Raw genomic sequence first — 26,151 nt, forward strand, 5'->3', positions numbered from 1 at the left:
GGCTCTCTGTTATTTATCAGCGGCTTTAACATCGGCAGGCTTGTTCTCCACGACCAAATGATCGCCATTCAACAAACTTTGGTTGTTTTTCACCACAATCACATCCCCCAGATTGAGACCGGCTTTCACTTCAATGTTGTCACCAATAGATTCACCCAAACGAACCATTCTGAAATTCGCTTGATTGTTCTCATCTACAAAAACGCCTTGAATGCCAGATCTCACAACCACAGCGGACTTGGGTACCATAATCGTTTGTCGGTCTCCACGCTTAAACCCAACATGTGTAAAGGTTCCACTGTTAACGTCAATTGAAGAGGTAGGCAAGCTCAGCTTGACCGTATGGGTACGAGTCTTAGGGTCAGCCGCGCTGACTAGTGTGTAAATCGTGCCAATCATCGGCTTATCTTGACCATCAATAAGTACTTCAGCAGTATCGCCAATGCGCAATACCGAGTACAGGTCTTGAGAGACCTGAGTTTGTACACTCAAAGAATCTCTATTTTCTAGAGCCAATACTGGGTTGCCTGGCGCAGCAAGGTCGCCAGCAACCGCCATTTTCTGAACCACTACCCCGTTAAAAGGCGCTTTAACATTAGAGTATTGAAGTTGTGACTTAGCTTGATCAAGGTTGGTTTTCGCCGCAACCAAATTTTCCTGTGCAACTTTGTATTGCAAGCTAATCTTATCGAATTGTTGCTTGGAAGCAGACTCTTCTTCATAAAGCTTCTTAAAACGGTCATAGTCCAGCTTTGCATCCAACAAAGCGGCTTCTGCTTGCTGATAACCTGACTTGGCTTTCAAAATGCCGCTTTTTACATCAGAAGAATCAATGGAAAAAAGCTCCTGCCCTTGTTTAACGGATTGACCAACTTTCACATTCAAATCTTTGATATAGCCCATCAGACGTGAAGAAATCATGGCCTTCTGATCTGGAACAATCGCACCCGGCACAACTACTTTTAGTGGGATAGCGCCTAATGAGACCGTCTCGACATCCACTTTCACGTTTTGAACTGGTGGCGTTTTTTCAGCCGAATTTTCTGATTGACAGGCAACCATCGAAACCGACATCACCCCTAATACAATCGCTTTAGCTAATACTTTCATGTGTTTCCATCCCTAAATCGAAGCTTTTAATACGGTAAATTCTGTTAACAGCGAACTCAGTTCACCATGCTTTTTGTTTGTAAATCACGCATATCCATCGTGCCCGTCGCCAAGCGGAGCTGTGCTTTTTGAATATTGATTTCAAATGTCGAACGAACCAAATCCGCTCTAGATTGGTCAAGTTGCGCCTGACTGGCAAGTACTTCCGTCATAGTCGCCACACCGTTTTTATAACGCTTCATAATAAGACGCTGAGCTTCTTCCGCTTGTCCAACCGCCAGTTTATTTGAATCACGTTGTTTCTCGGCGACCTGAAGTGATCGCCAAGCTTTTAGCACCATTAATTTGGTTTGATTTTCTTTGGATTGCAGCGCTGCCTGCTTTTCATTCGCCAGCGCGTTTGCTTGGTCGATTTTGCTGGATGTCAAACCAAAGTCTGTCAGCTTCCAAGAGACAACGCCCGCTACAGTATAGGATTGAGCACCGAACCCAAGGTTTTTATCATGCGTATCACCACGCGCTATGATATTGAAGCTTGGGTAGTTATCAGCCTTACTAGCATCTATCGCGGCAACCGATGAACGCACCACTTCACGTGATGCTTCCAATTGCGGGTTGGCGTTATTGGCCATATCCAATAATTTTTGAATATCATTTGATGGAACGGTCAAATCAACACGCGGGCCAACTGTCAACGAAGAATGGTCATCGACATTCATCAGCATTCTTAAATTGTCTTTTGCGATCTGCTCTTGAGTCTGTGCTTTTTCCAATGCTGTCATCGCTTGAGATAGATGCACGTTAGCACTCAGCAACTCACTCTTAACCACGATACCTTGCTCAACCATATTCTTGGTCGTCTCAACATAAGACTGTGCAGCTTTTACAGCCTGCTCTGCCACTTGAACAAATGCTCTCGCTGTGTGCACACCTTCATAAGCTTGATAAACGTTATACGTCAGCATTTGCTTAACCGCTGCATCACCATGCTGCGCGGCTTGAATCATTGCTTTCGCTTGCTCTTGATAACTGGATACACGACCGCCGTTCCAAACGGGAATCATGACCTCTAAACGTGTATTAAAATCGGAATGAGCACCCGGCTTATTCAAGTCGTCAGAAACAAACTGCATACTGTTATTAAAACCAAAATCCGATAGCTTAGCTTCTCTTTGACTAAGCTTCATTCCAAAAACATTCAATGCATCATCTGAATTCATCGCCGTTGCAGATAATGTGACTTGAGGTAAGCGGTGAGCATCAGACTCTTTCAAGGCAGATTCCGCTTGTTGCAAACGGTAACGGCTGGCACCAACCTCTGGATTTTGTGTTAGGGTCAAGTCAACGCACTGACCAAAGCTATATTCTTGAGCTTGAGCAGAAAAGCTCATCAACATTGTACTGGCAAGAATCGCTGATACCGACAACACGATTTTTTTCGGTTTAAAAGGCATAATCATTCCTTGGTTCCTATCTCAATTTCTAAAGTATGCAGACCTTTTTAAACAAAGAATAGGCACGTCCTAAAGCATAACAGACAAAAACTAATCCGATGCTAGGCTATATGAACCATACTTTATAAATCAATCTTATTAATATATTAGTAAATACTTATATTAAAGTAAATTATATATAAGAAAATTCTAATATTCTAGTAATATCACCTGTTTTAACCAAACTAATTGCTGATGAAAAAAATGGCTCGCTTGGCGGCGATAATAAATACTTGGGACATGAAACTGATTCATAGCCCAGTCCATCACCTCATGAGCCGAAACCACTTCATCTTCTCCACCCTGCACCAAGACCCAAGGAACATTGATATCAATAGTTGAAAAATCGTACATCCCCACTGCTGGCGCTACGGTACAAATTGCATTCGCCTTTAGTGGCGAGCATTGCTTTAAACTAACATAACTTCCAAAAGAAAAGCCGGCTAGTGTTAAATGCTCTACTTCATGATTTTCTCTTAGCCAACTTACAATGGCAGCCAAATCATGTTGCTCACCATCCCCGCCATCATATTCCCCATCGGAAGCGCCCACCCCTCTAAAGTTATAGGCGAGGGTGCCATATCCCAGAGATTGAAAGGTTCTTTCCATTGTCGTTATGACCTTGTTGTCCATGGTGCCGCCAAACTTTGGATGCGGGTGACTCAGAACCACCCAATGTTTTACATAGTGATCATGTTTTTGATTGGCTTCAGACTTTTTAGCCCCCGGTAACGTCAGACGGATTTCTAATTGCCCAGCATCACCCATAATTGTTTTTGACATATTTCTTTACCCAAGAGCGTTCATTTACAAGATTTATTTAGTCACTTTTCTTGACTCTATATAATAACAATGAGATTTGACACTAATAGAAAACATACCATGAAAAAATTGATTATTGATGACGCCGTTCCATTTGCTGAAAACATTTTTTCCCATTTAGGGGAAGTGACATTGGTTCCAGGCCGAGAAATCACCTCAGAAACCGTAAAAGATGCCGATGCACTCATTGTCCGCTCACGCACTCAAGTTAACCAATCTCTTCTGAAAAACTCCTCTGTGGAATTTGTGGGAAGTACCGTCGTAGGTCTGGATCACATTGATCAAGACTACTTAGCCTCGAAAAACATACATTTTTATTCCGCTCAGGGCTGCAATGCGAACTCGGTTTCCGAATATGTTATCAGTGCTTTATTACACTTTGCAGAAGAACACGGATTTGAGCTTAGTGAAAAATCCCTAGGCATTATTGGCGTTGGAAATGTGGGTAAGCTTTTGGAACAAAAAGCCATCGCTCTGGGTATGACCGTCTTTTTGAACGACCCTCCTCGACAAGAAAAAGAAGATTTACCTCATTTTGTGGATTTAGACAAAGCCTTATCTGCTGACATCATTAGCTTCCACACCCCATTAACAAAAGATGGAAAATACCCTTCACACCATTTATTGAACCAGAACAATTTTCATTTAATTCATCCTTCTACGGTTGTCATCAACGCAGCTAGAGGCGGAATCATTGACGAAAGCGTCTGGTCAAAAACTGAAACCGACATCAATATCATTGACTGCTGGGAGAACGAACCCAACATAGATGCCAACTTATATCAGAAAGCGGATATTGCCACACCTCATATAGCTGGTCATGCGCTAGAAGCAAAAATCAAAGGTAGCAGCATGGTCTATGAAGTCTTATGTCAGCATTGGAACCAGCCAATACAGTCCCATTGGAAAGCACAAGTCCCTCATCCAACAGAACCTTTAACCGCAAGTTACGGCGACAGTTTTCAGTCCATGCTATTTAAACTCGTACATCATTGCTACGACCCAGTCATTGATGACCTCGCCATACGTTCAAATGAGATTGATGAGATTCATAAAAAATTTGAATATTACAGACGCCACTATCCTACCCATCATGAATGGACGGAATTCACGGTTAAAAGCAACCGCCCTGAAGTGGAAAACAACCGTTTGAAAGCCCTTGGCTTCAAGGTTAAATTAATATAAGCAAATAATTATTTAGTAATCCGCAAATATTAGAGTTCGTTTATTAACTATAAAATATAGTTATTCCTTCACAAAAAATTTAATTTTTCTTTTATAGATGACAAGAGTAACCTTGCTATCTGAAAAATTGATACATATCAATTCGACAACTCAATGGAGATACCTTAATGAAATTAGTAAACCTTTTCAAAGTTGCCCTAGTTGCAGCAGCGATTTCTACCCTTTCAGGTTGCGGCACAATTAATGCAATTAACAACCTAGCACCAGGTGCTGGCGAAACTTTCATGCAAATCTGGGATAAATGGGTCAAGAACGATGGTGACATCGCTTCTGCAACCATGTGGGAAGTGAAAGTTGACGATGGTGTTGAGCTACAGGATGTTATCGATGCAATCAACAACGTGGGAATCAATAATAATATTAAAAACGTTGGTGAACTTCCTCTTTCAAAAGAATTGAATGCTCGCGGCATCAAGTCTGACACTGTTTACGTTATGTCTTTCTGTAACCCAGAAACAGCTCGCAAAATGCTAGACTTCTCACCTGCTATGGGTGGCTTCCTACCATGCCGTGTGACAATCGTTGGTGAAAAAGATGGTCTACATCTTTATTCAATGAATATGGACATGGCGATCAAAATGGGTAAAAAAATGCCTCCAGAGCTACGTGAAGCAACCATGAAAGTGCGTAACACTATCTGGGAAATGCTACAAAAAGGTAAAACAGGTTCTTTCTAAGAAGTCTCTATACTAAGTGCAAAAAGTAGCTATTCAAAAGCCCGACTTGTTCGGGCTTTTTTATTTTTATCTTCAAGCACCAATTCTCTTTATCTACTCTAAATCAGCCACCAATATTACTCCCTATGCAATCTCAAGCATATACACCGCCCCACTAAACCAGAGACAACATGAGTTAAACACCCTCTAATATTCGAAAATTAACATATTAATAACTAGTGATAAAAAAAAGCTCTCTCACCATAAAATTATTTTAAACATCTCTGCAATTTTTAAAAATAACAGCAATTACTTATATTAATAAACTCTTATTTCATTTAAAATCAATAAGTTACGATTTTTTTACGCTTTCGACCAAATAAAACCATCCTTTCTCAAGACTTTTAATTAATGCCGCTAATACAAGATAAAATTTTTTTGATTATCAACCCACAAGACTCTTAGGCATAGTAGTCTCCGACAAGCACGTAGCCCAGTGTTCAAAGGAAGAACACCTGTTTCTCAAGGAAGAGAATAAGAGCTACAAAAAAATTCAACTACAAGAGAGTAATGAAAAAATGAAGATGACTCGTATTGCATTAGCAATTGCTGCAACAGCTGTTGTTTCAACTCCTGCATTAGCAACTAACGGTGACAGCCTAATCGGACTTGGTGCCCACTCACGCGCAATGGGTGGTACTGGTGCCGCTATGTTCATGGGCTCAGAAAACGCCCTAACCAACCCAGGTCTACTAGGAAAATCCCAAGGAACTGAATTCGCTATTGGTGGCACACTATTTAAACCTGATGTAAAAGCTGAAGCTAACATTTCAGGCGCAACTTCATCTAAAAGCGGAAATGATACTAATATTATTCCAGAAGTGTCCTTATCTACCCGCCTAAGCAACAACCTAACATTCGGTCTAGGTATTTTCGGTTCCGCGGGTATGGGTGTTGACTACCAAGACGATCCAAAACTTTTCAGAGCATACAGCAACCTTCAATTAATGAAATTTGCACCAACGCTAGCATACAACACTGATAAGTTTGGTATTGGTTTCGCTCCAGTTATCCAGTACGGGGCATTGGACATCAACTACAAAAACTCTACTAATGCTACTGTTGGTAATGGCATGTCATCTGACTTAGGTATGGGTTATAACCTTGGCGGTTACTTCGACATTATGCAAAACCTGACTGTCGGTATTTCATACCAGTCTGCGATTGATATGAAATATAAAAACCAAATCACTACTGCTGCATCAGGATTCAGCTTAACTGGATTTACAGATCATTTAGAGCAACCAGCAGAAATCAAAGCTGGTGTTGCTTACGGAATGGGTAACTACACTATCACAGCAGACTACAAGCAAATCGCTTGGGGCTCGGCAAAAGGTTATAAAGACTTTAACTGGAAAGACCAAAATGTGTTTGCTCTAGGTGGTAAATACCAAGGTCAAGGCTACTGGGCGGGCGTTGGTTTCAACTACGGCGACGATCCAATTAAAAAACTTTCTGAAACTAGCTATAGAAATGAAGCCGTCAACATGTTTAACAACGTGTTCTTCCCTGGTATTGTAACAAGCCACGTTACTTTTGGTGGTGGTGTTAAAGTCACCAAAAACATGGCGATTGATGGCGCGATTGTTTACGCACCGGAAGTTAATAAAACAATTCAAACAGGTCAAGTATCAGGAGCGTTGGGTGGTAGCACAACATCATATGAAAAAACCACTCACTCGCAAATCGGGTACACGGTTTCTTTACGTATGAACTTCTAATCTAATTAGAACCTTCATAAATTAAAGCCGCTCTCCGAGCGGCTTTTTTATATCTGCAAATCTATTCACCCCAACCTGGCAGGTTTTTAAATAAATTTGGTTGTTGTAAACAATTTGTCATTTATTATTTTTTGAAATTAGTGCATACTGCGGAAAAATTCAGTTTTCACTCACGGGGATTCAAAAGTGGCAAGAGTTTTAATAGCAGGATGTGGAGATTTAGGCTGTCGTTTGGCAGATATCCTAACGGCCGATGGGCACAAAATTTTTGGTATTCGACGCAATGTCGAAACACTTCCTGATAGCATTTCTCCAATTGCAGCAGACCTTTTTTCTCAGCCACCGGAAATACCGGAAAACATTGATTACGTTTTTTATATCGTCTCGGCTAGTAGCCATAAAGACATTGCCTATTATCAAGCTTATGTCTTAGGGCTAAAAAACGTTATTCAGTCTTTAAACGGGCAAAACATCAAACGCTTATTTTTTGTTTCCAGCACCTCTGTTTTTGGACAGAATGATGGTGAAGTGGTCACGGAGCAAAGTGCAACGGAAGCGAAGCACTTTACCAGTCAACGCCTTTTAGAAGGTGAAGAGTTGGCGTTCAACGCACCATTTCCTGCAACGATTATTCGCTTCGGCGGCATTTACGGTCCGGGAAGAACTCATTTGATTGATTTGGTACTTAAAGGCAAAGCGCACTGTATGGAAGGCGTTTATAGCAACCGTATTCACTCTGAAGATTGTGTAGGCATGATGTCTCACTTAATGAACTATGACAAGGTTGAAGATCTATATATCGGCGTTGATGACGAACCGACACTCACCTGTGACGTTTACGAGTGGTTGGCGGACCAACTTTCCGTACCTCAAGACATTGAACACTTGGAACCAACGGAAAACAGTCGCGCACAAAGAAGCAACAAACGTTTATCAAACGCTAAAATTCGTGCGACGGGTTATGATTTTAAATATCCTTCATACAGAGAAGGCTATGGAGAAATGTTAGAAAACTATTAATCTAACACCAAAACTGACAGGCCTGGCGGCAAGGCATCTCACTTGCCGCCATCAAATCACTATTTACCTATCCCTATTTATCATGCTTCTTTGATGAGTCATCAGAATCAAGCACCTCGCCTTCAATCGCGTCCGACTGATTCGTGTCGTAGGTCACATGCACTTGCTTAACATGCCCATCTTTTGCTACCGTCCACTCTGCTTCATAAACATTGCCATCTTGACCGTGATAACGTGCATAGTTTGATTGTCGTTGCATAATAAATCGCTTGGCAAAAAATCTTCTGGCAGGCGGAATCAACAGCAACAGTCCAATGGTGTCGGTAATAAATCCAGGGATCAGTAAAAACAAACCGCCAAGAAAAATGAACAGACCTTCCATCATCTCGGTTTCTGGCACCTGCCCAGCGGCCAAGTTTTGTTGCGCTCTTTGCATGGTTGCAATTCCTTGACTCTTCATCAGCCAAGCACCGGCAATAGCGGTAAAGATGGTTAACAAAATGGTTGGTAAAGCGCCAATCACGCTTCCAACCTTAATCAGAACATAGAGCTCCACCAAGGGTACCAACAAAAACATCAGGAAGAAAAATCTAAACATACCGGTCTCTTTTTAGGGTTCATTTACTCAACAAATCAAATCGCCTTATGGCAACTTTGGGTTTGGACAAAATTTAGGATAGAATTGGGCTCAGCTCTACAATAATAAGAATACGTTTGAAACATTAGAAAGACTATCGACTTAGATAGCATCTTTCCTAATTTTTAAGATAATAACAAAATAGACATTTTCAAGGCGCCACTATGATAAATTCCACTTTTCGTTCGATATTAAGACTGCTTTTGTTGTCTTTTGGATTATTCACACTCTCGGCAAATGCAAGCGCCGATGATGAACTTCTAGATGTTAACCAAGCATTTCAGCTGGCTACACCTGAAGTTAAAAGTGGCGAAATCGATCTTCACTGGACAATTGCCAAGGATTATCACCTATACAAACAACGCGTCTCCATTTCCTCAAATGATTTAAAACTGGGCACACCGACTTTCAGCCCTGCCGTCATCAAAGATGATGCTGTATTTGGTAAAACAGAAGTTTTCTTAAACAAACTGGATATCCAACAACCTTTCGAAGCGACCAAGCTTTCAAAAGCAACCATCACTGTAAAATACCAAGGCTGCGCCGACAAGCTGGGGGTTTGTTACCCACCGCAAACACGTCAAATTACAATTGACATCCCTGCCGCAAGTCGCTCTAACAGTTTGGGTAGTCTGAACGATATGTTGTCAGACAGCAATGATGATGGCGCTCTACTCCCAGCGGATAAAGCATTTGCCTTCTCTAGCCACCAAGATAGCAATGGAAACTTAGTTCTCACCTTTAAAGTAGCGAACGGATACCACCTTTACCAAAACAAGATTAAAGCATCTGTGTTAAACGGCCCTGCTCAACTCGGCACACTAGAGCTACCTAAAGCAGAACCTAGCAATGATCCAGTATTTGGCGATACGTTGGTTTACAAAACGGATTTCGAAGCAAAACTTCCTGTTTCCAACTTAACGGCAAACAGCACGATTCAAATCACCTACCAAGGTTGCTCTGACTTGGCTGGCGTATGCTACCCGCCGGAGAAGAAACAAGTCACTCTTTCTGCAAACTCAGCAAGCGCGACAACTGCATCTTCGGCGACCAGTAATTCTGCTGCCCCAATCTCTGAAACGGATCAAATCACACAAACGCTACAACACAGCTCGGTATGGATTGTTATTGGTACTTTCTTCCTGTTTGGACTACTACTTTCCCTAACCCCTTGTGTGTTCCCGATGATCCCAATTCTATCAAGCATCATCGTCGGTCAAGGCGACAGCTTAACCACTCGTAAAGCATTCATCATGTCACTGGTGTACGTATTGGCAATGTCTGTTACCTACACAGTTGCAGGCGTACTGGCTGGACTGTTTGGTGAAAACCTACAAGTCATGTTCCAAAACCCATGGATTATCGGCAGTTTCGCCCTAATCTTTGTTCTACTGTCATTCTCGATGTTTGGTTTCTACGAACTACAACTTCCTAGCGCCCTACAATCCAAAATCACAAACCTATCCAACAAACAACAAGGCGGTACGTTAACCGGTGTCGCGATCATGGGCTTCTTGTCCGCCTTGATTGTAGGGCCTTGTGTCGCACCACCACTAGCCGGAGCACTAATTTATATCGGTCAAACCGGTGATGCTCTACTAGGCGGTACGGCTCTATTTGCCATGAGCATCGGTATGGGCGTACCGCTACTGCTACTTGGAACGTCGGCCGGGAAACTACTACCGAAAGCAGGCATGTGGATGGAAAATGTCAAAGCCGTATTTGGTGTATTGATGCTAGGGGTTGCCATCTGGATGGCAGACCGTATTCTTCCAGAAAGCGTCACCATGGTTCTTTGGGCAACGCTTCTGATGGGTTCTGCCATTTACCTTGGTGCGCTTGAACCAATCGGTGAAAAATCCGGCTGGTCAAAGCTGGCGAAATCCATCGGATTTATCCTTATGACTTACGGTGTCATCCTATTTATCGGCTTAGCTGGTGGCAGTAAAGATGCATTGCAACCTTTGAAAGTTTATCAAGGTGGTGCAGATGGCTCTTCTGCCGCCGCAGAACAACACCTGGCTTTTAAAAGAGTCGCCACACTTGACGAACTGAAGGCAGAAGTCGCCAAAGGGCAGCCTATCATGCTCGACTTCTATGCAGACTGGTGCGTTAGCTGCAAGGAAATGGAGAAATTCACATTTTCCGATCCAGGTATCATGCAACAACTTAAAGGTGTAACACTACTTCAAGCAGACGTAACCGCCAACAACGAGAACGATAAAGCGCTAATGAAAGCATTCGGCATTATCGGACCACCGGCCATCCTATTCTTCAAAGATGGTCAGGAAGCTAGACAAAGCCGTGTTATTGGCTTTCAAAAACCAGAACAGTTCTCAAAAAACATTCAAACCTCATTCAACTAAAACACCCCCAACCTGGTAGATTTTCAAAAATCTGCCAGGTTGGGATCATGCTTTTTACCGACAAAATCCCCCTTCTTGTACTCAAACACCACTTTCAAAACATTTCACGCATTTTCAATAGACTTTTAACGAGTTTCGGTATCGTTTTTATTGATATTTAGGTATAATTTCAAAAATTTATAAACAACTTATTCTTCAAAATCCTAGGGTGTATTCATGGCAAACATTTTGGTACTGAACGGTCCCAACCTTAATATGCTTGGCAAGCGTGAACCTGAACATTACGGTAGACAAACCCTATCCGGCATTATCGAAGAACTTGAAACCTTGGCGGATGAGTATGAAGTTCGTCTGCATCACTTCCAAAGCAATGCGGAACACGAACTGGTTGAGCGCGTACAAGAAGCATTGGATGAGAAAATTGATTTCATATTGATTAACCCCGCTGCTTTCACGCACACTAGCGTCGCACTTCGTGACGCAATGGCAACTGTCAAAATCCCATTTATTGAAATACACCTGTCAAATATTCACAAACGTGAAGATTTTCGCCAGCACTCCTTCTTTTCAGACCTAGCGGAAGGTGTTATCGCAGGTTTAGGGCCAATCGGCTATCAATTGGCACTGGCTGCCGCAGTTGAAAAACTGAAATGATATGACAACAGAATCACATGAACTTAATTTTAAATATTAATTAGAGGAACTCCGAAGATGGACATTCGATCAATTCGCAAGCTTATCGAAATCGTAGAACAATCCGATATTGCCGAAATCGAAATTAAAGAAGGTGAACACAACATTCGCATTACACGTAGTCAGGAGCCTGTTTATATGCAAGCACCGACTATGGTACCTCAAGCAATGATGCACGCCCCAGCTCCTGCTGCCGCTGCACCAGTGCAAGAGCCTTCTGCTCCTGCCGCTGCGCCAGAAGTTTCTGGTCACAAAGTAGCATCTCCAATGGTCGGAACTTTCTACTCAGCACCTTCACCAGATGCCGCTGCTTTCGTTAAGGTCGGCGACAAAGTTTCTGAAGGCGACACGCTGTGTATTATCGAAGCGATGAAAATCATGAACCCAATCGAAGCGGATAAGTCTGGAACAGTCAAACAAGTATTGGTTCAGAACGCTGAACCAGTTGAGTTTGGTCAAACTCTATTCGTTATTGAATAATCAGACTCCGCGGAGAAGCTATGATTGAAAAAATACTAATCGCGAACCGTGGTGAAATCGCCCTTCGCGTCTTACGTGCCTGCAAAGAAATGGGCATTAAGACCGTTGCGGTTCATTCCACCGCTGACGCTAACTTAAAACACGTCCTCCTTGCGGATGAGTCTGTCTGTATCGGGCCTGCACCTTCTTCAGAAAGTTATTTGAACGTTCCTGCCATCATTGCAGCGGCAGAGATTACCGACGCAGAAGCCATCCACCCAGGCTATGGTTTCCTATCAGAAAACGCAGACTTTGCAGAGCGCGTTGAGGAAAGTGGTTTTGTCTTCATCGGCCCTAAAGCCGAAACTATCCGCATCATGGGTGACAAAGTTTCTGCCATTAAAGCAATGGTTGCAGCTGGCGTTCCTACTGTTCCGGGTTCAGGCGGACCTTTGGGCGACAATGATGACGAAAACAAACGCATGGCAAAAGAAATTGGCTACCCAATCATCATCAAAGCATCCGGCGGTGGCGGTGGGCGCGGTATGCGCGTGGTTCATACTGAGGCCAACCTGATTAAATCCATCCAGTTGACCAAATCAGAAGCGGGTAGCTTCTTTGGCAACCCAGAAGTTTATATGGAGAAATTCCTAGAAAACCCTCGCCACATCGAAATTCAGGTATTGGCTGACGGTCAAGGAAATGCTGTCCATCTTGGCGAGCGTGATTGTTCCATGCAACGTCGCCATCAAAAAGTGGTCGAAGAAGCTCCGGCACCAGGCATTACCGATGAACAACGCAATAGAATCGGTACTGCTTGCGTAAACGCTTGTATTGAAATCGGCTACCGTGGCGCGGGAACGTTTGAGTTCCTATATGAAAATGGCGAGTTTTATTTCATCGAAATGAACACTCGTCTTCAGGTAGAACACCCAGTCACAGAACAAGTAACTGGTGTCGACTTAGTTAAAGAACAAATCAAAATCGCTATGGGTGAACCTTTGTCGCTTAGACAAGAAGACATTGAAATTCGTGGTCATGCGATTGAATGCCGTATCAACGCGGAAAACCCTGCGAAAAACTTCATTCCTTCCCCAGGCACAATCGACAGATTGCACTTGGCTGGTGGATTAGGCGTTCGTTGGGATTCCCACATTTATACAGGCTATCCGGTTCCGCCAAATTACGATTCCATGATTGGAAAACTGATTTGCTACGGTAATGATCGCCAAACGGCTATCAGCCGCATGGATGTTGCCCTTCAAGAACTGATTATCAAAGGGATTGAAACCAATATCCACATGCAACGCGAAATCATGAACGATGCTGGCTTCTGCGAAGGTGGACAAAACATCCATTACTTAGAGCATAGATTAGAACACCTAGTTTAACCTCTAGCGATTGATTTCAATAACCACGGAAGGTGCTGATTGCACTTACCCGTGGTTTTTTCGTTTTAGAAATCTTAAAAAGACCTTTTAGGAAATATAAATGGCTTGGATACAAATCAACCTCACCGTCGAAGAAAAATTGGCTGAACCTTTATCGGATGCATTTATGGAAGCCAATGCCGCTTCAGTGACGTTTATCGATGCCGAAGATCGTCCGATTTATGAACCGGAACTGGGAACCACCCCAATTTGGCAACAAACAACCGTACAAGCACTATTTGATGCCGAAGTTGAAGTTCAACCTATCCTAAACTTGGTCACTTCCATTGTTCCAGAACTCAAAGATGCAACTTTCAAAGTTGAAGTCCTTGAAGATAAAGATTGGATTCGTGCTTGGATGGATCAGTTTCAACCGATGCAATTTGGCGACAAGCTATGGATTATCCCTAGCTGGTGTGAAGCGCCACAACCTGATGCCGCCAACTTGATGCTGGATCCAGGAATGGCATTTGGCACAGGTACCCACCCCACTACAGCCATGTGTTTAACTTGGTTGGATGCAAACCCACCTATGGGTAAAACCGTTATTGATTATGGCTGTGGTTCCGGCATTTTAGCTCTGGCTGCGTCAAAGCTTGGCGCTGTAGAAGTGAAAGGCACAGATATTGACCCGCAAGCCATTACTGCCAGTGAACAAAACGCTGAACGAAATAATGCCCATATTGCATTTGCTTTAGTAAAAGACTTTGAATCCGAGCCTGCAGATGTTCTGGTTGCCAATATCCTTGCCGGCCCGCTTAAGGAGCTGTCCCCAGAGTTTCATCGTTTAACGAAACCACAAGGTACATTAGTGTTGTCAGGCATTTTAACCACGCAAGCCAATGACTTAATTGCGCATTACGAATCTATCGGCTTCCGTTTGCAAGAACACCACCAACAGGAAGAATGGACGCAACTGGCTTTTCAAAAGCACTAAGCAACCAACTCAAAACCAACAGCCATGACCAACTCCTTCATCTCGACTATCCGCCTCCAAACTACTGGCAAACCCATGCTAGCACTTGCCCCCATGGCTGGTGTAACCGACAGAGTGTTTAGGGATATTGCTCGTGCATTAGGTGCGGATTATGCTGTTTCGGAAATGGTGGCGTCCAAAAAGGAGTTATGGAAGTCTGCCAAATCATCCAGCCGTCATGCTGACGAAAGCGAAGAATCACCCCGCATCGTTCAACTGCTGGGAACTGACCCGGAAGAATTGTCAGAAGCGGCAAAATGGCAACAAGACAAAGGGGCTCAAGTCATTGACCTCAACATGGGCTGCCCTGCGAAGAAGGTTTGTGATGTTGCCGCCGGTTCAGCATTATTGGCTTACCCTGAACGCGTACAAGCCATTTTTGAAACCGTACGAAAATCGGTCGACTTGCCGGTGACAGTTAAAATCCGCACCGGCACATCACCGGAAAATAAAAACGCGTTGGAAATCGCCAAACTGGCGGAAGCTTGCGGACTTTCTGCCATCACCATTCACGGTCGCACTCGCGCAGATAAATTCAATGGCAAAGCTGAATATGACACCATTCGAGAAGTGAAGTCCTCTGTCTCGATTCCGGTCATTGCGAATGGTGATATTTGCACCCCCGAGGATGCTGATTTTGTATTAAAATATACGCTTTGCGATGGCATCATGATAGGACGCGCTGCCCAAGGTAACCCTTGGTTATTTAAGCAGATTTCCCACTATCTTGACACGCAAACGCTATTGGAAAAGCCTGCTCTGTCTGAAATAGAAACAGTCGTCATGCAACATTTGAACGGTCTTTATCAGCTATATGGAGAAATACAAGGGCACCGCATAGCTAGAAAACATATAGGCTGGTACAGCCAACATCTTACTAACGGCACCGAACTTAGAAAACAATTTAACCAACTAAGTAGCGCTCAAGCACAGCTTGGGTTAGTAGAAGAGTTTTTTAAACCATGACTTCATTTAATGAAAAACAGCATAGCTCTTTAAGCGATCACGTCACCACGACACTAGATGCTTATTTCAAAACTCTGCAAGAAGAAGTGCCTTCAGATGTTTACCAGCTCGTCATCGGGCAAGTTGAAAAACCGATGATCGAATATATTTTGAATCACACTGAATACAATCAGAGCAAGGCGGCAGATATCCTCGGCATCAACCGAAACACCTTGAGAAAAAAGATTCAAACCTACCAGATTTCAAAAGCTTAAATTTTTAATGTTACTTAACTTCGGAGAAAAACTATGAAACCTGTTCGCCGCGCGCTTATCAGTGTGTCCGACAAAACCGGCATTTTGGAATTTGCCCAATCACTCAGTTCTATGGGGGTTGCCATCCTGTCTACAGGAGGAACTTATAAAGTTCTGTCGGAAGCAGGCTTACCTGTTACGGAGGTTTCCGAATATACCGGCTTTCCAGAAATGATGGATGGTCGTGTTAAGACATTACACCCTAAAATTCACGGTGGATTGCTAGGCCGTCGTGGTACGGACGATGCCATCATGAACGAGCACGGCATTGACCCAATCGATATGGTGGTTGTAAACCTCTATCCTTTTGAAGCAACTGTTGCTAAAGCGGATTGCTCTTTGGAAGACGCTGTTGAAAACATCGACATCGGTGGTCCAACCATGTTGCGCTCTGCTGCTAAAAACCATAAAGACGTTGCTGTTGTAACAGACCCAGCTGACTACTCGCGCATCCTTGAAGAACTGTCTGCAAACAATGGTCAACTTAGCCATGCGACTCGTTTTGATTTGGCGATCAAAACGTTTGAACAAACGGCTCGTTATGACGGTGCCATCGCAAACTATTTCGGCACCATGTTTACCGACAATGCTGAAGACAAATTCCCTCGCACCTACTCAACGCAATTTGTTAAGAAGCAAAGCATGCGTTATGGCGAAAACCCTCACCAAGCAGCAGCTTTCTATACCGAGCGCAACCCGACTGAAGCCTCTATTTCTACTGCAACCCAAATCCAAGGAAAAGAACTTTCCTTCAACAATATCGCTGATACCGATGCGGCACTGGAATTGGTAAAAACCTTTGACAACACGGCTTGCGTTATCGTCAAGCATGCAAACCCTTGTGGTGTTGCAGTTGGTAACAGCCTATTTGAAGCTTACGATCGCGCTTATAAAACCGACCCAACTTCTGCATTTGGCGGCATCATCGCTTTCAACCGTGAGCTGGATGCTGAAACCGCTAAAGCGATTGTTGACCGTCAATTCGTTGAAGTCATCATTGCACCAAGCGTTTCCAAGGAAGCCGAAGCGGCCGTTGCCAGCAAGCAAAACGTCCGTCTATTAGCATGTGGCGAATTGGGGGCTCAACAGGCAGCTTACGATTACAAACGTGTCACAGGTGGTTTATTGGTTCAAGACCGCGATTTAGGTAGCGTGACTGAAGCAGACTTGAAAGTCGTGACTGAGCGTGCGCCAACTCAACAAGAAATGGCAGACTTACTATTCGCTTGGAAAGTAGCTAAATACGTTAAGTCGAATGCCATCGTCTATGTGAAAGACGGCATGACTATTGGTGTAGGCGCAGGACAAATGAGCCGCGTTTACTCTGCTAAAATCGCTGGTATCAAAGCAGCGGACGAAGGTTTGGAAGTCCCTGGTTCAGTCATGGCTTCTGATGCTTTCTTCCCTTTCCGTGACGGTATTGATGCGGCAGCGGCGGCAGGGATTACCGCGGTCATCCACCCAGGCGGATCTATGCGCGATCAGGAAGTAATCGATGCCGCTAACGAACATGGCATTGCAATGGTGTTTACCGGCATGCGCCACTTCAAACATTAAAATGGCTTGTTTACTTGATTTCTTTGTTGGACAGTAAACTTCCGGTGCTCATGTACTCAAAAGTACACTCCGCTCCGGTTTTACTGCCCGCCGCGAACTCAAGCAAAACGCTCATTTTAAAATAGAAAATAAACAAATTTCTAACTCGGAAGAGAGAGTCAAAAATAATGAATGTATTAGTTATCGGAAGTGGTGGTCGTGAACACGCCCTGGCATGGAAATCGGCGCAATCAAACAAAGTGGCTAAAGTCTTTGTTGCACCAGGCAATGCTGGAACCGCACTTGAACCTAAGTTGGAAAACGTCAATATTGCTGTTGAAGACATCCCCAACCTGGTAGATTTTGCTCAAAATAACGACATCGCTTTGACGATCGTCGGCCCTGAAGTGCCATTGGTATTGGGTGTGGTTGATGCTTTTGAAGCGGCTGGCTTGAAATGTTTCGGCCCATCAAAAGGTGCGGCACAATTAGAAGGCTCAAAAGCTTTCTCCAAAGATTTCTTGGCAAAGCACAATATTCCAACTGCGGACTACCAAGTTTTCACTGAAATCCCACCTGCTATCGAATATATTGAGAAAATGGGGGCACCAATCGTCATCAAGGCAGACGGTTTGGCTGCGGGTAAAGGCGTTATCCTTGCGCAAACCAATGAAGAAGCCATTGCCGCTGTCGAGGACATGCTGGCGGGGAACAAGTTTGGTGACGCGGGCGCTCGTGTCGTTATTGAAGAGTTCCTATTTGGTGAAGAAGCCAGCTTTATCGTCATGGCAGATGGAAAAAACATCCTGCCAATGGCAACCTCTCAAGACCACAAAGCACGTAACAATGGTGATACAGGCCCAAATACTGGCGGAATGGGGGCTTACACGCCTGCACCAGTCGTGACTCGTGACGTGCACGATCGCATCATGAAAGAAGTCATTGAGCCGACTATTGAAGGCATGGCAAAAGACGGCTTGCCTTACACAGGCTTTTTGTATGCGGGCGTCATGATCTCTCCTGATGGAGCACCAAAAGTATTGGAATTCAACTGCCGTTTCGGAGACCCTGAAACGCAGCCGATTATGATGCGTCTTCAGTCTGACCTGAATGAACTTTGTCTTGCTGCGTTAGACAAGCGCTTGAACGAAGTAACCGCAAAATGGGATTTCCGTGCAGCACTTGGCGTTGTCATGGCGGCAGGCGGTTACCCTGATGATTACCGCAAAGGAGATGTCATCAAAGGTTTGAATTCTGACGTGATTAAAAATGCAGCAGACATCAAAGTCTTCCACGCGGGTACAACCACTAATGAAAATGGTGATGTGGTCACCGCGGGTGGTCGTGTCTTATGTGTCACCGCCCTCGGTGAAAACGTGACTGAAGCTCAAAAACGTGCCTATATCGGTTTAAACCAAATCCAGTGGGATGATGTTTACTACCGTACAGATATCGGTCACAGAGCCATTAGCAGAGAATCCATCAGCTAGTCAGACCTAACTCAAGGATTGACTTAAGCGATTCAACGCTAGAAACAAAAAAGGCAACCAACTGGTTGCCTTTTCTTTTTGTTAAAACACACCCCTCAAAGGTAAGCACCCGAAACACCTATAAAGGCTTCCAAGATTCCTAACCAAAGATTTGTCACGATAATTGGACGCATTTTGGTATTAAGCACCTTACCTGCCTCGGCAAAATTCTCTTCCTCGACGTATTTTTTAAAACGTTTGAAAAATACGAAATACAACCAGGCAAACAGAATAATCATTATCCAGCCAATCACTTCCATTGCGACGACATAAAGCTGCGTGCTATTAAAGCCGCCCAATCTTAAAATCCAATCTGCATAGCCAGAGACAATCAATACAAAGATAAATCCCCAAACCCAAGGGAAGAATTTATTGAAAATCCCCAAGAACATCGTCAATCGTTGAGACGGCTCCAACTGCATCGCCACCGGACGAAACACCTTATAAACTAAAAAAATACCGCCAACCCACAAAATGGCTGCAAGCAAATGCGCGAAACTGGCCAAACTATATAGAAATTGCATGATGTACGTCTCGTTCAAAACAGTGTTGAAATCAGTGGCATCGCATTCGCCACTTGTTGGCATTGATTATCATCACTTACCAGGCAAGAAGCAAGCTATCGCCTCAATTTACAATTAGACCAAGACGCTTTTCACTTATATTGGATAAATCCCTTCCTTAGCTTGCAAAAATTCATTATGATGTTTTGAAAAACAATGCATGTAATCTATGCCACTGGAGGTTTCGATGTCTGATTTGGAAAGTGTTCACAACTTTTATGAAAAAAAAGTATTCGACGAAATCAACGATAATTATCTAAAATCCGGCCTGACTGAAAACCAATTGGCCGATATGGCTTGCATCGCTCTCAACCGCATTCCGCCCAAATATATTCGCTACGATATTGATATGTCTTTTTACATGTCCGGGCAAGAGCATCATGAAGTCGAAGAACGCGTAAAACAAGCCGTCAAAAAAGCTTACAAAAAAATCAAAAAACTAGACGATGTCGAAGAATAAGCTCATTCACTATGCCTGAAAAAATTGCTCAGCTTGCACGAAACGCCACCCTAAGACAACTTCAGGTTTTTGAGTGTATCGCCAACAATCAAAGCTTTTCAAAAGCTGCTGAGCAACTCCACCTGACACAACCGACGGTGTCCATGCAGGTGAAGAAGCTGTCTGATATCCTCGAAGTTCCCCTATTCGAACAAATAGGTCGTAAAGTCTATCTTACTGAAGCTGGCAAAATTCTTTACGATGCTTGTCGCGTGATTTTGTCGCAACTATCGACTGTTGAACAAAAGATAAACCATCTCAAAGGTTTCTCCGGCGGTAGCGTTAAAATGTCTGTTATATCAACGGCTCAATACTTCGTACCGGAAGTCATTCATAAATTCTCACAAGCCTACCCTGATGTCACCGTATTAATGCGTGTTGGCAACAAAGAAAACCTGTTGGAAAGACTCAATGAGAACAAAGACGACTTCTACCTTTTGGGTCAACCGCCTGAAGACCTGAACGTGAACTCATCGCGAATTGCACTAAACCCTCTTGCTTTTGTCGCCAATAGCAGTCATCCCTTGGTTGGCAAGAAATTACGTATTCAAGATTTGACCGATGAAGCGCTGCTTATGAGAGAAACGGGATCAGGTATCCGCGCGCAAATCGACAACGTCTTTAAACAATTCGACTTTCAACCTAAAGTGAAAATGGTGTTAGGCGGAAATGAAGCGATTCGTTTAGGGCTATTGCAAAACCTAGGTATTACTGTTGCTTCCATTCCAACACTCATGAAAGAAATCGAAACCGGCGAAATCTCAATTCTCAATGTCAAAGGTTTCCCCATCAACCGTCACTGGTACCTAACTTACCCGAAAGGTAAAGATCTATCTATTGCCGCTGAAAAGATGATCGAACTTCTCAAAGTTGAAGGTCAAAAAATGAGCGACAAGGCTTTTGGCCTGTTTTCTTAATATAAGTCTACGTCTATACTAATAATCAAAATTATTGATTTTAACTTATCCTTTCTGTTCCTTATAATGGCACTTCAAATTTCGGGATTGATTCGAAATTTACCTAATTCTCCTTTGGAATCAAATAGGTAACACCGAATCAATAAAAAAAACGGGCCTGTTGACCTTTGTGATCACCGCCCAAACATGAGAGGTAAGAAAAATGGATCAGTCTAATCGTTACGCTGACTTAACTCTAACTGAAGAGAAATTGGTTGCTGATGGTAACCACCTTCTAGTTGCATACCGTCTAAAACCTGCTGCTGGTTATGGTTTCCTTGAAGTTGCTGCTCACGTTGCTGCTGAGTCTTCAACTGGTACTAACGTAGAAGTTTCTACAACTGATGACTTCACTCGTGGTGTTGATGCATTGGTTTATGAAATCGACGAAGCTGCGTTTGGTGACAAAGGTGGTCTGATGAAGATCGCTTACCCTGTTGACCTATTTGACCCTAACCTAATCGACGGTCACTACAATGTTTCTCACATGTGGTCTTTGATTCTTGGTAACAACCAAGGTATGGGTGACCACGAAGGTCTACGTATGTTGGACTTCTTGGTTCCTGAGAAAATGGTTAAACGTTTCGACGGCCCAGCAACTGACATCTCTGACCTATGGAAAGTTCTAGGTCGTCCAGAAGTTGACGGTGGTTACATCGCTGGTACAATCATCAAGCCAAAACTAGGTCTACGTCCAGAGCCATTCGCGAAAGCATGTTATGACTTCTGGTTGGGTGGTGACTTCATCAAGAACGATGAACCACAAGCTAACCAAAACTTCTGCCCAATGGAAGTTGTTATTCCTAAAGTTGCAGAAGCTATGGATCGTGCTCAACAAGCGACTGGTCAAGCAAAACTTTTCTCTGCCAACGTAACTGCTGACTTCCACGAAGAAATGATCAAGCGTGGTGAGTACGTTCTTGGTGAATTCGCTAAGTACGGTAACGAAAAGCACGTTGCATTCCTAGTTGACGGTTTCGTAACTGGTCCTGCTGGTGTAACAACTTCACGTCGTGCTTTCCCTGATACTTACCTTCACTTCCACCGTGCAGGTCATGGTGCGGTAACTTCTTATAAGTCACCAATGGGTATGGATCCACTATGCTACATGAAGCTTGCTCGTTTGATGGGTGCTTCTGGTATCCACACTGGTACTATGGGTTACGGTAAAATGGAAGGTCACAATGATGAGCGCGTACTAGCTTACATGCTTGAGCGTGATGAGTGTCAAGGACCTTACTTCTATCAGAAGTGGTACGGCATGAAACCTACTACTCCAATCATCTCTGGTGGTATGAACGCTCTACGTCTTCCAGGTTTCTTCGAAAACCTAGGTCACGGTAACGTTATCAACACTTGTGGTGGTGGTTCATTCGGTCACATCGATTCTCCTGCAGCTGGTGGTATCTCACTAGGCCAAGCTTATGACTGCTGGAAAACTGGTGCAGACCCAATCGAATACGCGAAAGAGCACCCAGAATTCGCTCGCGCATTCGAATCTTTCCCTGGTGATGCAGACAAAATCTTCCCAGGCTGGAGAGAAAAATTGGGTGTACATAAATAATCCATTCCGCAGGGAAGAATTATTTAACACTCAAAAAACCTCTGCTTCGGCAGGGGTTTTTTTAACCTTCCAAACAAAAACCTACTGATTTTAAAGGTTATTTGGGTCTGTCATCTTCTGAAGATAACAAGCCTAAATAACTTTATAAACCACGATCAAGTACGGCTTGAAGAACATAGCTAGCCGTTCGAATTTATCAACCATAAATGTTACGGGGAACAAATATGGACATTTCACAATACAAAATTGATAACGAACCTTTTTACGATGCTCAATCCAACGAAGTCGAGCTATATGAAGCCGCTTATGCGCAAAGACTACCTGTCATGGTTAAAGGCCCGACTGGTTGTGGTAAATCTCGTTTTGTCGAACATATGGCATGGAAACTTGGCAAGCCAATCATCACAGTATCCTGTAACGAAGACATTACCGCTTCTGACTTGGTAGGTCGTTACTTGTTGGATGCCAACGGTACGCGCTGGGTTGATGGCCCTCTAACCCTTGCTGCTCGCTATGGCGCAATCTGCTACTTGGATGAAATCGTTGAAGCGCGTCAAGATACGATGGTTGTTATCCATGCGTTGACTGACCACCGCCGTGAGCTTTCTTTGGACAAAAAAGGCGAGCTAATCAAAGCACACCCTGACTTCCAATTGGTTATTTCCTACAACCCTGGCTACCAATCTTTAATGAAAGATCTAAAGCAATCGACTAAACAACGTTTCTGCGCTTTGGACTTTGACTATGCAGCGCCTGATGTTGAAGCCCATATCTTGCAAAAAGAAGGTCAAGTCGATGCAGATGTCGCTAAAAAATTGGTGCAAATCGGTGAAGCTGCTCGTAACCTTAAAGGTCATGGTTTGGATGAAGGGATTTCAACTCGTTTGATGGTCTATGCAGCTATGCTGATCAACCAAGGTATTACGCCTGTTGAGGCTTGTAAAATGGCTTTGGTTCGCCCAATCACTGATGATGCAGATATTCGTCAAACACTAGACAACACTATTGAGATGATTTTCGGCTAATCACCATTTGAGAACAAGTTCTTTTGGCGCTGTGCGCATTGGCTTCGGTCGAGTGCAATTAGTTCACTCCCTCAGCCAGCTTGGCACAGCTTCCAAAATTGATTTGCCTCAATTTGATGATAATTCTTTCTAAATAAAAACAGAGAGAATATTTTTCAACTAAACGAGAGCGTTTAAGTATGAATGAAGAATTATTTGCTGAATATCAAGAAAAGTTTACCTGTAAATTTCCAAAGGCGGTCGAGCTATTTCCCGACCTGATCGAAAATGCTGCTGCTAAGCTTTCACCACAGGGTGTTCAAGCTTATTTAGACGGCGCAAATTTCCTGTGCAAAATCGGTCAGGGTGTCGAGCCTGTTTTGGTGTTTATGGAAGTCATGCCGGATATCGCATCCCACTTCGGTCAGGGCACCAACAAAATGATTGCGGACTACGGCTACCTGCTAGCACGTAGTCCGAACAAAAAAGCTCTGATTCCTTTTTTGAATTCCTTAAGCACTGTTTGCCGCCGTATTGATACGGTTGAAGACCTTCAACATTATCTGGATATCATCGACGAATATGTCGACAAGACCCAAACAGTTATCCACGGACATCACTCTCTATATGAAAGTCCTGGAATGGTCGCATTGCTTGAGTCCATGCCACAGCTGATTTCTAAATTATGCCTGAACGGTATTCGCAACTTTATCGATTATGGTGCGCGAAATTACCTGAATGCACCTGAAGAACAGATAGCCTATTTCAAACTAGAATCACATGACGCCAAAAGCATTATTACCCGTGAGCGTAAAGGCACCACCTTTAAGGATGTTGAACGCCACATGGATATGCTGAAAGAATGTATGTGGGATTGCGATTTGCCTTTCCAAACATTCGCCACAGCATTCGACCAATTGCGAAAACCTGTGCCTTACCTTGATGACACTTTGATTGCCATCCCAGATGTGTATGACGAAGAGAACGGCATTTCCGGTATTGACCGCTATCGCGCAACCCTCGCACACATGATGGCACACCACAAATGGTCAACAAAATTAATGGCGGATAACTATGCCCCGCACATGCAGTTGTTTATCTCAATATTCGAAGACAGTCGTGTTGAGTATCTGGCAATACAAGAATACCCTGGTCTGAAAAAACTGTTCTTAGCACTTCACCCTTATCCGGAAAAAGGTGCTTGTGATGACACTAAACAGTCTTGTCTACGCTACCGTGCAACTCGTATGTCTCGCGCGCTTTTGGATGAAAACTTTGACCCGGAAAATCCATTACTAGAAGAGTTCCGTCAACGTTTTCACAGACTCATGGCTGAAAAAGGTGAGAACTCGACCACTGCCGACATGGCTGAGATTGGCATAGATTTCTATGTTAAATCCCGCAAGCAATCGTCAGATAGTATGCCAAGTGTGTTCTTTGACGATACTGAAATCTCTTATCGTGACGATAATCGTTATATCTGGTTTTTCTATGAAGAGTACGATGAGCCGGATGAAATTCTTCCTAATGAATATGAGAACGAAGAAAAAGTTGTCGACAATGAAGGTGGCTTGCCACCACGTCATTACGATGAGTGGGACTATATTTCCGAAGGCTATCGTCCTGATTGGACAACCGTCTACGAGCGTCTTCACCCATCCGGAGACGCAGGCAAAATTGACCGCTTAATGGAAAAACACAGTGACTTGGCCAATCGTTTGAAAAAGATGATTGAAATGCTGAAACCGCAAAACAAAAAACGTATTCGCTTCCAAGAAGAAGGTGAAGAGCTGGATCTGGATATTGCGTTGCGTTCAGTTATTGATTTCAAGAGTGGACAAGCACCTGATCCGCGCATCAACTACAGCCACACAACCGACAGCCGTAATATTGCCGTGATGTTGTTGGTAGATACGTCTCAATCACTGAATGAACGTAACCAGGAAACCGGACAAACCTTATTGGAGCTTTCCGAGGAAGCTTTAGCTATCACTTCTTGGACAGTCGAACAACTGGGTGACAAGTTTGCAATTGCCGGGTTCTGCTCAGATACACGCCATGAAGTGCGTTACCAGCACATCAAAGGCTATTCGGAAGGATACACCAGCGATGTCAAAGCACGTATTGCCGCGATGGAAGCGTCTTACTCAACTCGTATGGGCGCCGCCATGCGTCATGCTGCGCATTACCTAAGTGCTCAACAGGCTGAGAAAAAGTTGATGCTGATATTAACTGACGGTGAACCGGCAGATATTGACAGTAAAGACCCGCAAACACTTATCCACGACACCCATAAGGCGGTGGAAGAACTCAAATCAGAAGGTATCTACTCTTACTGTATTACGCTTGATCCGAACGCTGATGAATATGTCGAAACCATCTTCGGCAATCAATATACCGTCATTGATCAAGTGGAAAAATTGCCGGAGCAGCTGCCGCAAGTGTTTATGAAATTAACCCATTAATTTCATCTATCCGCTATAATTACAGTCATAGACGAATCTCAATGCCCAAATCTTGGGCATTTTTTATGCCTTTTTAAGACATATTATG

Annotated in this window: 23 protein-coding genes; 18 read left to right on the forward strand and 5 right to left on the reverse strand. The window is 43.6% G+C overall.

All coding sequences use genetic code 11. The annotated features are described in order from the left end of the window. Positions 1-9: 9 nt before the first annotated feature. From HVMH_RS09790 to HVMH_RS09800, 3 genes are all read right to left on the reverse strand, one after another. Positions 10-1,110 (reverse strand): efflux RND transporter periplasmic adaptor subunit, encoded by a 1,101-nt coding sequence (locus HVMH_RS09790; protein ID WP_029912684.1) that lies wholly within the window; start codon positions 1,108-1,110, stop codon positions 10-12. A gap of 56 nt (positions 1,111-1,166) precedes the next feature. After that, the gene (locus tag HVMH_RS09795) at positions 1,167-2,570 is read right to left on the reverse strand and encodes a TolC family protein (protein ID WP_029912681.1); all 1,404 of its coding nucleotides are present in this window, start codon (positions 2,568-2,570) and stop codon (positions 1,167-1,169) included. Positions 2,571-2,753: 183 nt separating this feature from the next. Further along, positions 2,754-3,386, reverse strand: coding sequence for an alpha/beta hydrolase (locus tag HVMH_RS09800; protein WP_029912679.1), 633 nt, complete (start codon positions 3,384-3,386; stop codon positions 2,754-2,756). Positions 3,387-3,485: 99 nt separating this feature from the next. Between HVMH_RS09800 and HVMH_RS09805 the strand changes: the two genes are divergently transcribed. The 4 genes from HVMH_RS09805 (at position 3,486) to HVMH_RS09820 (ending at position 8,127) form a co-directional block, all read left to right on the forward strand. Further along, a complete protein-coding gene (locus HVMH_RS09805) occupies positions 3,486-4,610 on the forward strand; it encodes a 4-phosphoerythronate dehydrogenase (RefSeq protein WP_029912676.1) in 1,125 nt (374 codons plus the stop codon). Between the two features lie 167 nt (positions 4,611-4,777). Then, positions 4,778-5,347, forward strand: a complete 570-nt coding sequence (locus HVMH_RS09810) for a DUF302 domain-containing protein (protein ID WP_029912674.1) — start codon at positions 4,778-4,780, stop codon at positions 5,345-5,347. A gap of 557 nt (positions 5,348-5,904) precedes the next feature. Next, complete coding sequence (locus HVMH_RS09815) at positions 5,905-7,107, forward strand: OmpP1/FadL family transporter (protein WP_029912669.1); 1,203 nt, start codon at positions 5,905-5,907, stop codon at positions 7,105-7,107. A 186-nt stretch (positions 7,108-7,293) separates the two neighbouring features. After that, positions 7,294-8,127, forward strand: a complete 834-nt coding sequence (locus tag HVMH_RS09820) for an NAD-dependent epimerase/dehydratase family protein (protein WP_029912666.1) — start codon at positions 7,294-7,296, stop codon at positions 8,125-8,127. A 73-nt stretch (positions 8,128-8,200) separates the two neighbouring features. On the opposite strand, the gene HVMH_RS09825 is transcribed toward HVMH_RS09820, so the two are convergent. Further along, positions 8,201-8,725: an FxsA family protein gene (locus HVMH_RS09825; protein ID WP_029912661.1), complete on the reverse strand. Its 525-nt coding sequence runs from the start codon at positions 8,723-8,725 to the stop codon at positions 8,201-8,203. Positions 8,726-8,928: 203 nt separating this feature from the next. Here HVMH_RS09825 and dsbD point away from each other — a divergent pair, with 203 nt between their 5' ends. The 9 genes from dsbD (at position 8,929) to purD (ending at position 18,973) form a co-directional block, all read left to right on the forward strand. Beyond that, a complete protein-coding gene (dsbD, locus tag HVMH_RS09830) occupies positions 8,929-11,130 on the forward strand; it encodes a protein-disulfide reductase DsbD (protein ID WP_029912658.1) in 2,202 nt (733 codons plus the stop codon). 216 nt (positions 11,131-11,346) lie between these two features. Continuing rightward, positions 11,347-11,784, forward strand: coding sequence for a type II 3-dehydroquinate dehydratase (gene aroQ, locus HVMH_RS09835; protein ID WP_029912655.1), 438 nt, complete (start codon positions 11,347-11,349; stop codon positions 11,782-11,784). Positions 11,785-11,841: 57 nt separating this feature from the next. Next, a complete protein-coding gene (accB, locus tag HVMH_RS09840) occupies positions 11,842-12,303 on the forward strand; it encodes an acetyl-CoA carboxylase biotin carboxyl carrier protein (RefSeq protein ID WP_029912652.1) in 462 nt (153 codons plus the stop codon). A gap of 20 nt (positions 12,304-12,323) precedes the next feature. Beyond that, a complete protein-coding gene (gene accC / locus HVMH_RS09845) occupies positions 12,324-13,673 on the forward strand; it encodes an acetyl-CoA carboxylase biotin carboxylase subunit (protein WP_029912649.1) in 1,350 nt (449 codons plus the stop codon). 100 nt (positions 13,674-13,773) lie between these two features. Continuing rightward, on the forward strand, positions 13,774-14,649 hold the full coding sequence (prmA, locus tag HVMH_RS09850; protein ID WP_029912646.1) for a 50S ribosomal protein L11 methyltransferase: 876 nt from the start codon (positions 13,774-13,776) through the stop codon (positions 14,647-14,649). Between the two features lie 75 nt (positions 14,650-14,724). Beyond that, the gene (gene dusB, locus HVMH_RS09855; protein WP_155837743.1) at positions 14,725-15,654 is read left to right on the forward strand and encodes a tRNA dihydrouridine synthase DusB; all 930 of its coding nucleotides are present in this window, start codon (positions 14,725-14,727) and stop codon (positions 15,652-15,654) included. Then, positions 15,651-15,908 carry a helix-turn-helix domain-containing protein gene (locus tag HVMH_RS11880; RefSeq protein ID WP_029912641.1) on the forward strand — a complete coding sequence of 86 codons (258 nt, stop codon included), beginning with the start codon at positions 15,651-15,653 and terminating at the stop codon, positions 15,906-15,908. Before dusB ends, HVMH_RS11880 begins: the two co-directional genes overlap by 4 nt. 33 nt (positions 15,909-15,941) lie before the next feature. Then, positions 15,942-17,504, forward strand: a complete 1,563-nt coding sequence (gene purH, locus HVMH_RS09865; RefSeq protein WP_029912637.1) for a bifunctional phosphoribosylaminoimidazolecarboxamide formyltransferase/IMP cyclohydrolase — start codon at positions 15,942-15,944, stop codon at positions 17,502-17,504. Positions 17,505-17,671: 167 nt separating this feature from the next. Then, positions 17,672-18,973, forward strand: a complete 1,302-nt coding sequence (purD, locus tag HVMH_RS09870; protein ID WP_029912635.1) for a phosphoribosylamine--glycine ligase — start codon at positions 17,672-17,674, stop codon at positions 18,971-18,973. 95 nt (positions 18,974-19,068) lie between these two features. Here purD and HVMH_RS09875 read toward each other — a convergent pair whose 3' ends face one another. Next, the gene (locus HVMH_RS09875) at positions 19,069-19,599 is read right to left on the reverse strand and encodes a CopD family protein (RefSeq protein WP_232087763.1); all 531 of its coding nucleotides are present in this window, start codon (positions 19,597-19,599) and stop codon (positions 19,069-19,071) included. Positions 19,600-19,762: 163 nt separating this feature from the next. Between HVMH_RS09875 and HVMH_RS09880 the strand changes: the two genes are divergently transcribed. The 5 genes from HVMH_RS09880 (at position 19,763) to HVMH_RS09900 (ending at position 26,063) form a co-directional block, all read left to right on the forward strand. After that, positions 19,763-20,035 (forward strand): late competence development ComFB family protein, encoded by a 273-nt coding sequence (locus tag HVMH_RS09880; RefSeq protein WP_029912631.1) that lies wholly within the window; start codon positions 19,763-19,765, stop codon positions 20,033-20,035. An 11-nt stretch (positions 20,036-20,046) separates the two neighbouring features. Further along, positions 20,047-20,991, forward strand: a complete 945-nt coding sequence (locus HVMH_RS09885) for a LysR family transcriptional regulator (RefSeq protein WP_029912628.1) — start codon at positions 20,047-20,049, stop codon at positions 20,989-20,991. A gap of 202 nt (positions 20,992-21,193) precedes the next feature. Next, a complete protein-coding gene (locus HVMH_RS09890) occupies positions 21,194-22,594 on the forward strand; it encodes a ribulose-bisphosphate carboxylase (RefSeq protein ID WP_029912625.1) in 1,401 nt (466 codons plus the stop codon). 224 nt (positions 22,595-22,818) lie between these two features. After that, on the forward strand, positions 22,819-23,619 hold the full coding sequence (locus tag HVMH_RS09895) for a CbbQ/NirQ/NorQ/GpvN family protein (RefSeq protein ID WP_029912622.1): 801 nt from the start codon (positions 22,819-22,821) through the stop codon (positions 23,617-23,619). 179 nt (positions 23,620-23,798) lie between these two features. Continuing rightward, positions 23,799-26,063 carry a nitric oxide reductase activation protein NorD gene (locus tag HVMH_RS09900; RefSeq protein WP_029912614.1) on the forward strand — a complete coding sequence of 755 codons (2,265 nt, stop codon included), beginning with the start codon at positions 23,799-23,801 and terminating at the stop codon, positions 26,061-26,063. Positions 26,064-26,151: the final 88 nt, after the last annotated feature.

The organism is Hydrogenovibrio marinus, from assembly GCF_013340845.1.
GTDB classification, from domain to species: Bacteria; Pseudomonadota; Gammaproteobacteria; order Thiomicrospirales; family Thiomicrospiraceae; genus Hydrogenovibrio; species Hydrogenovibrio marinus.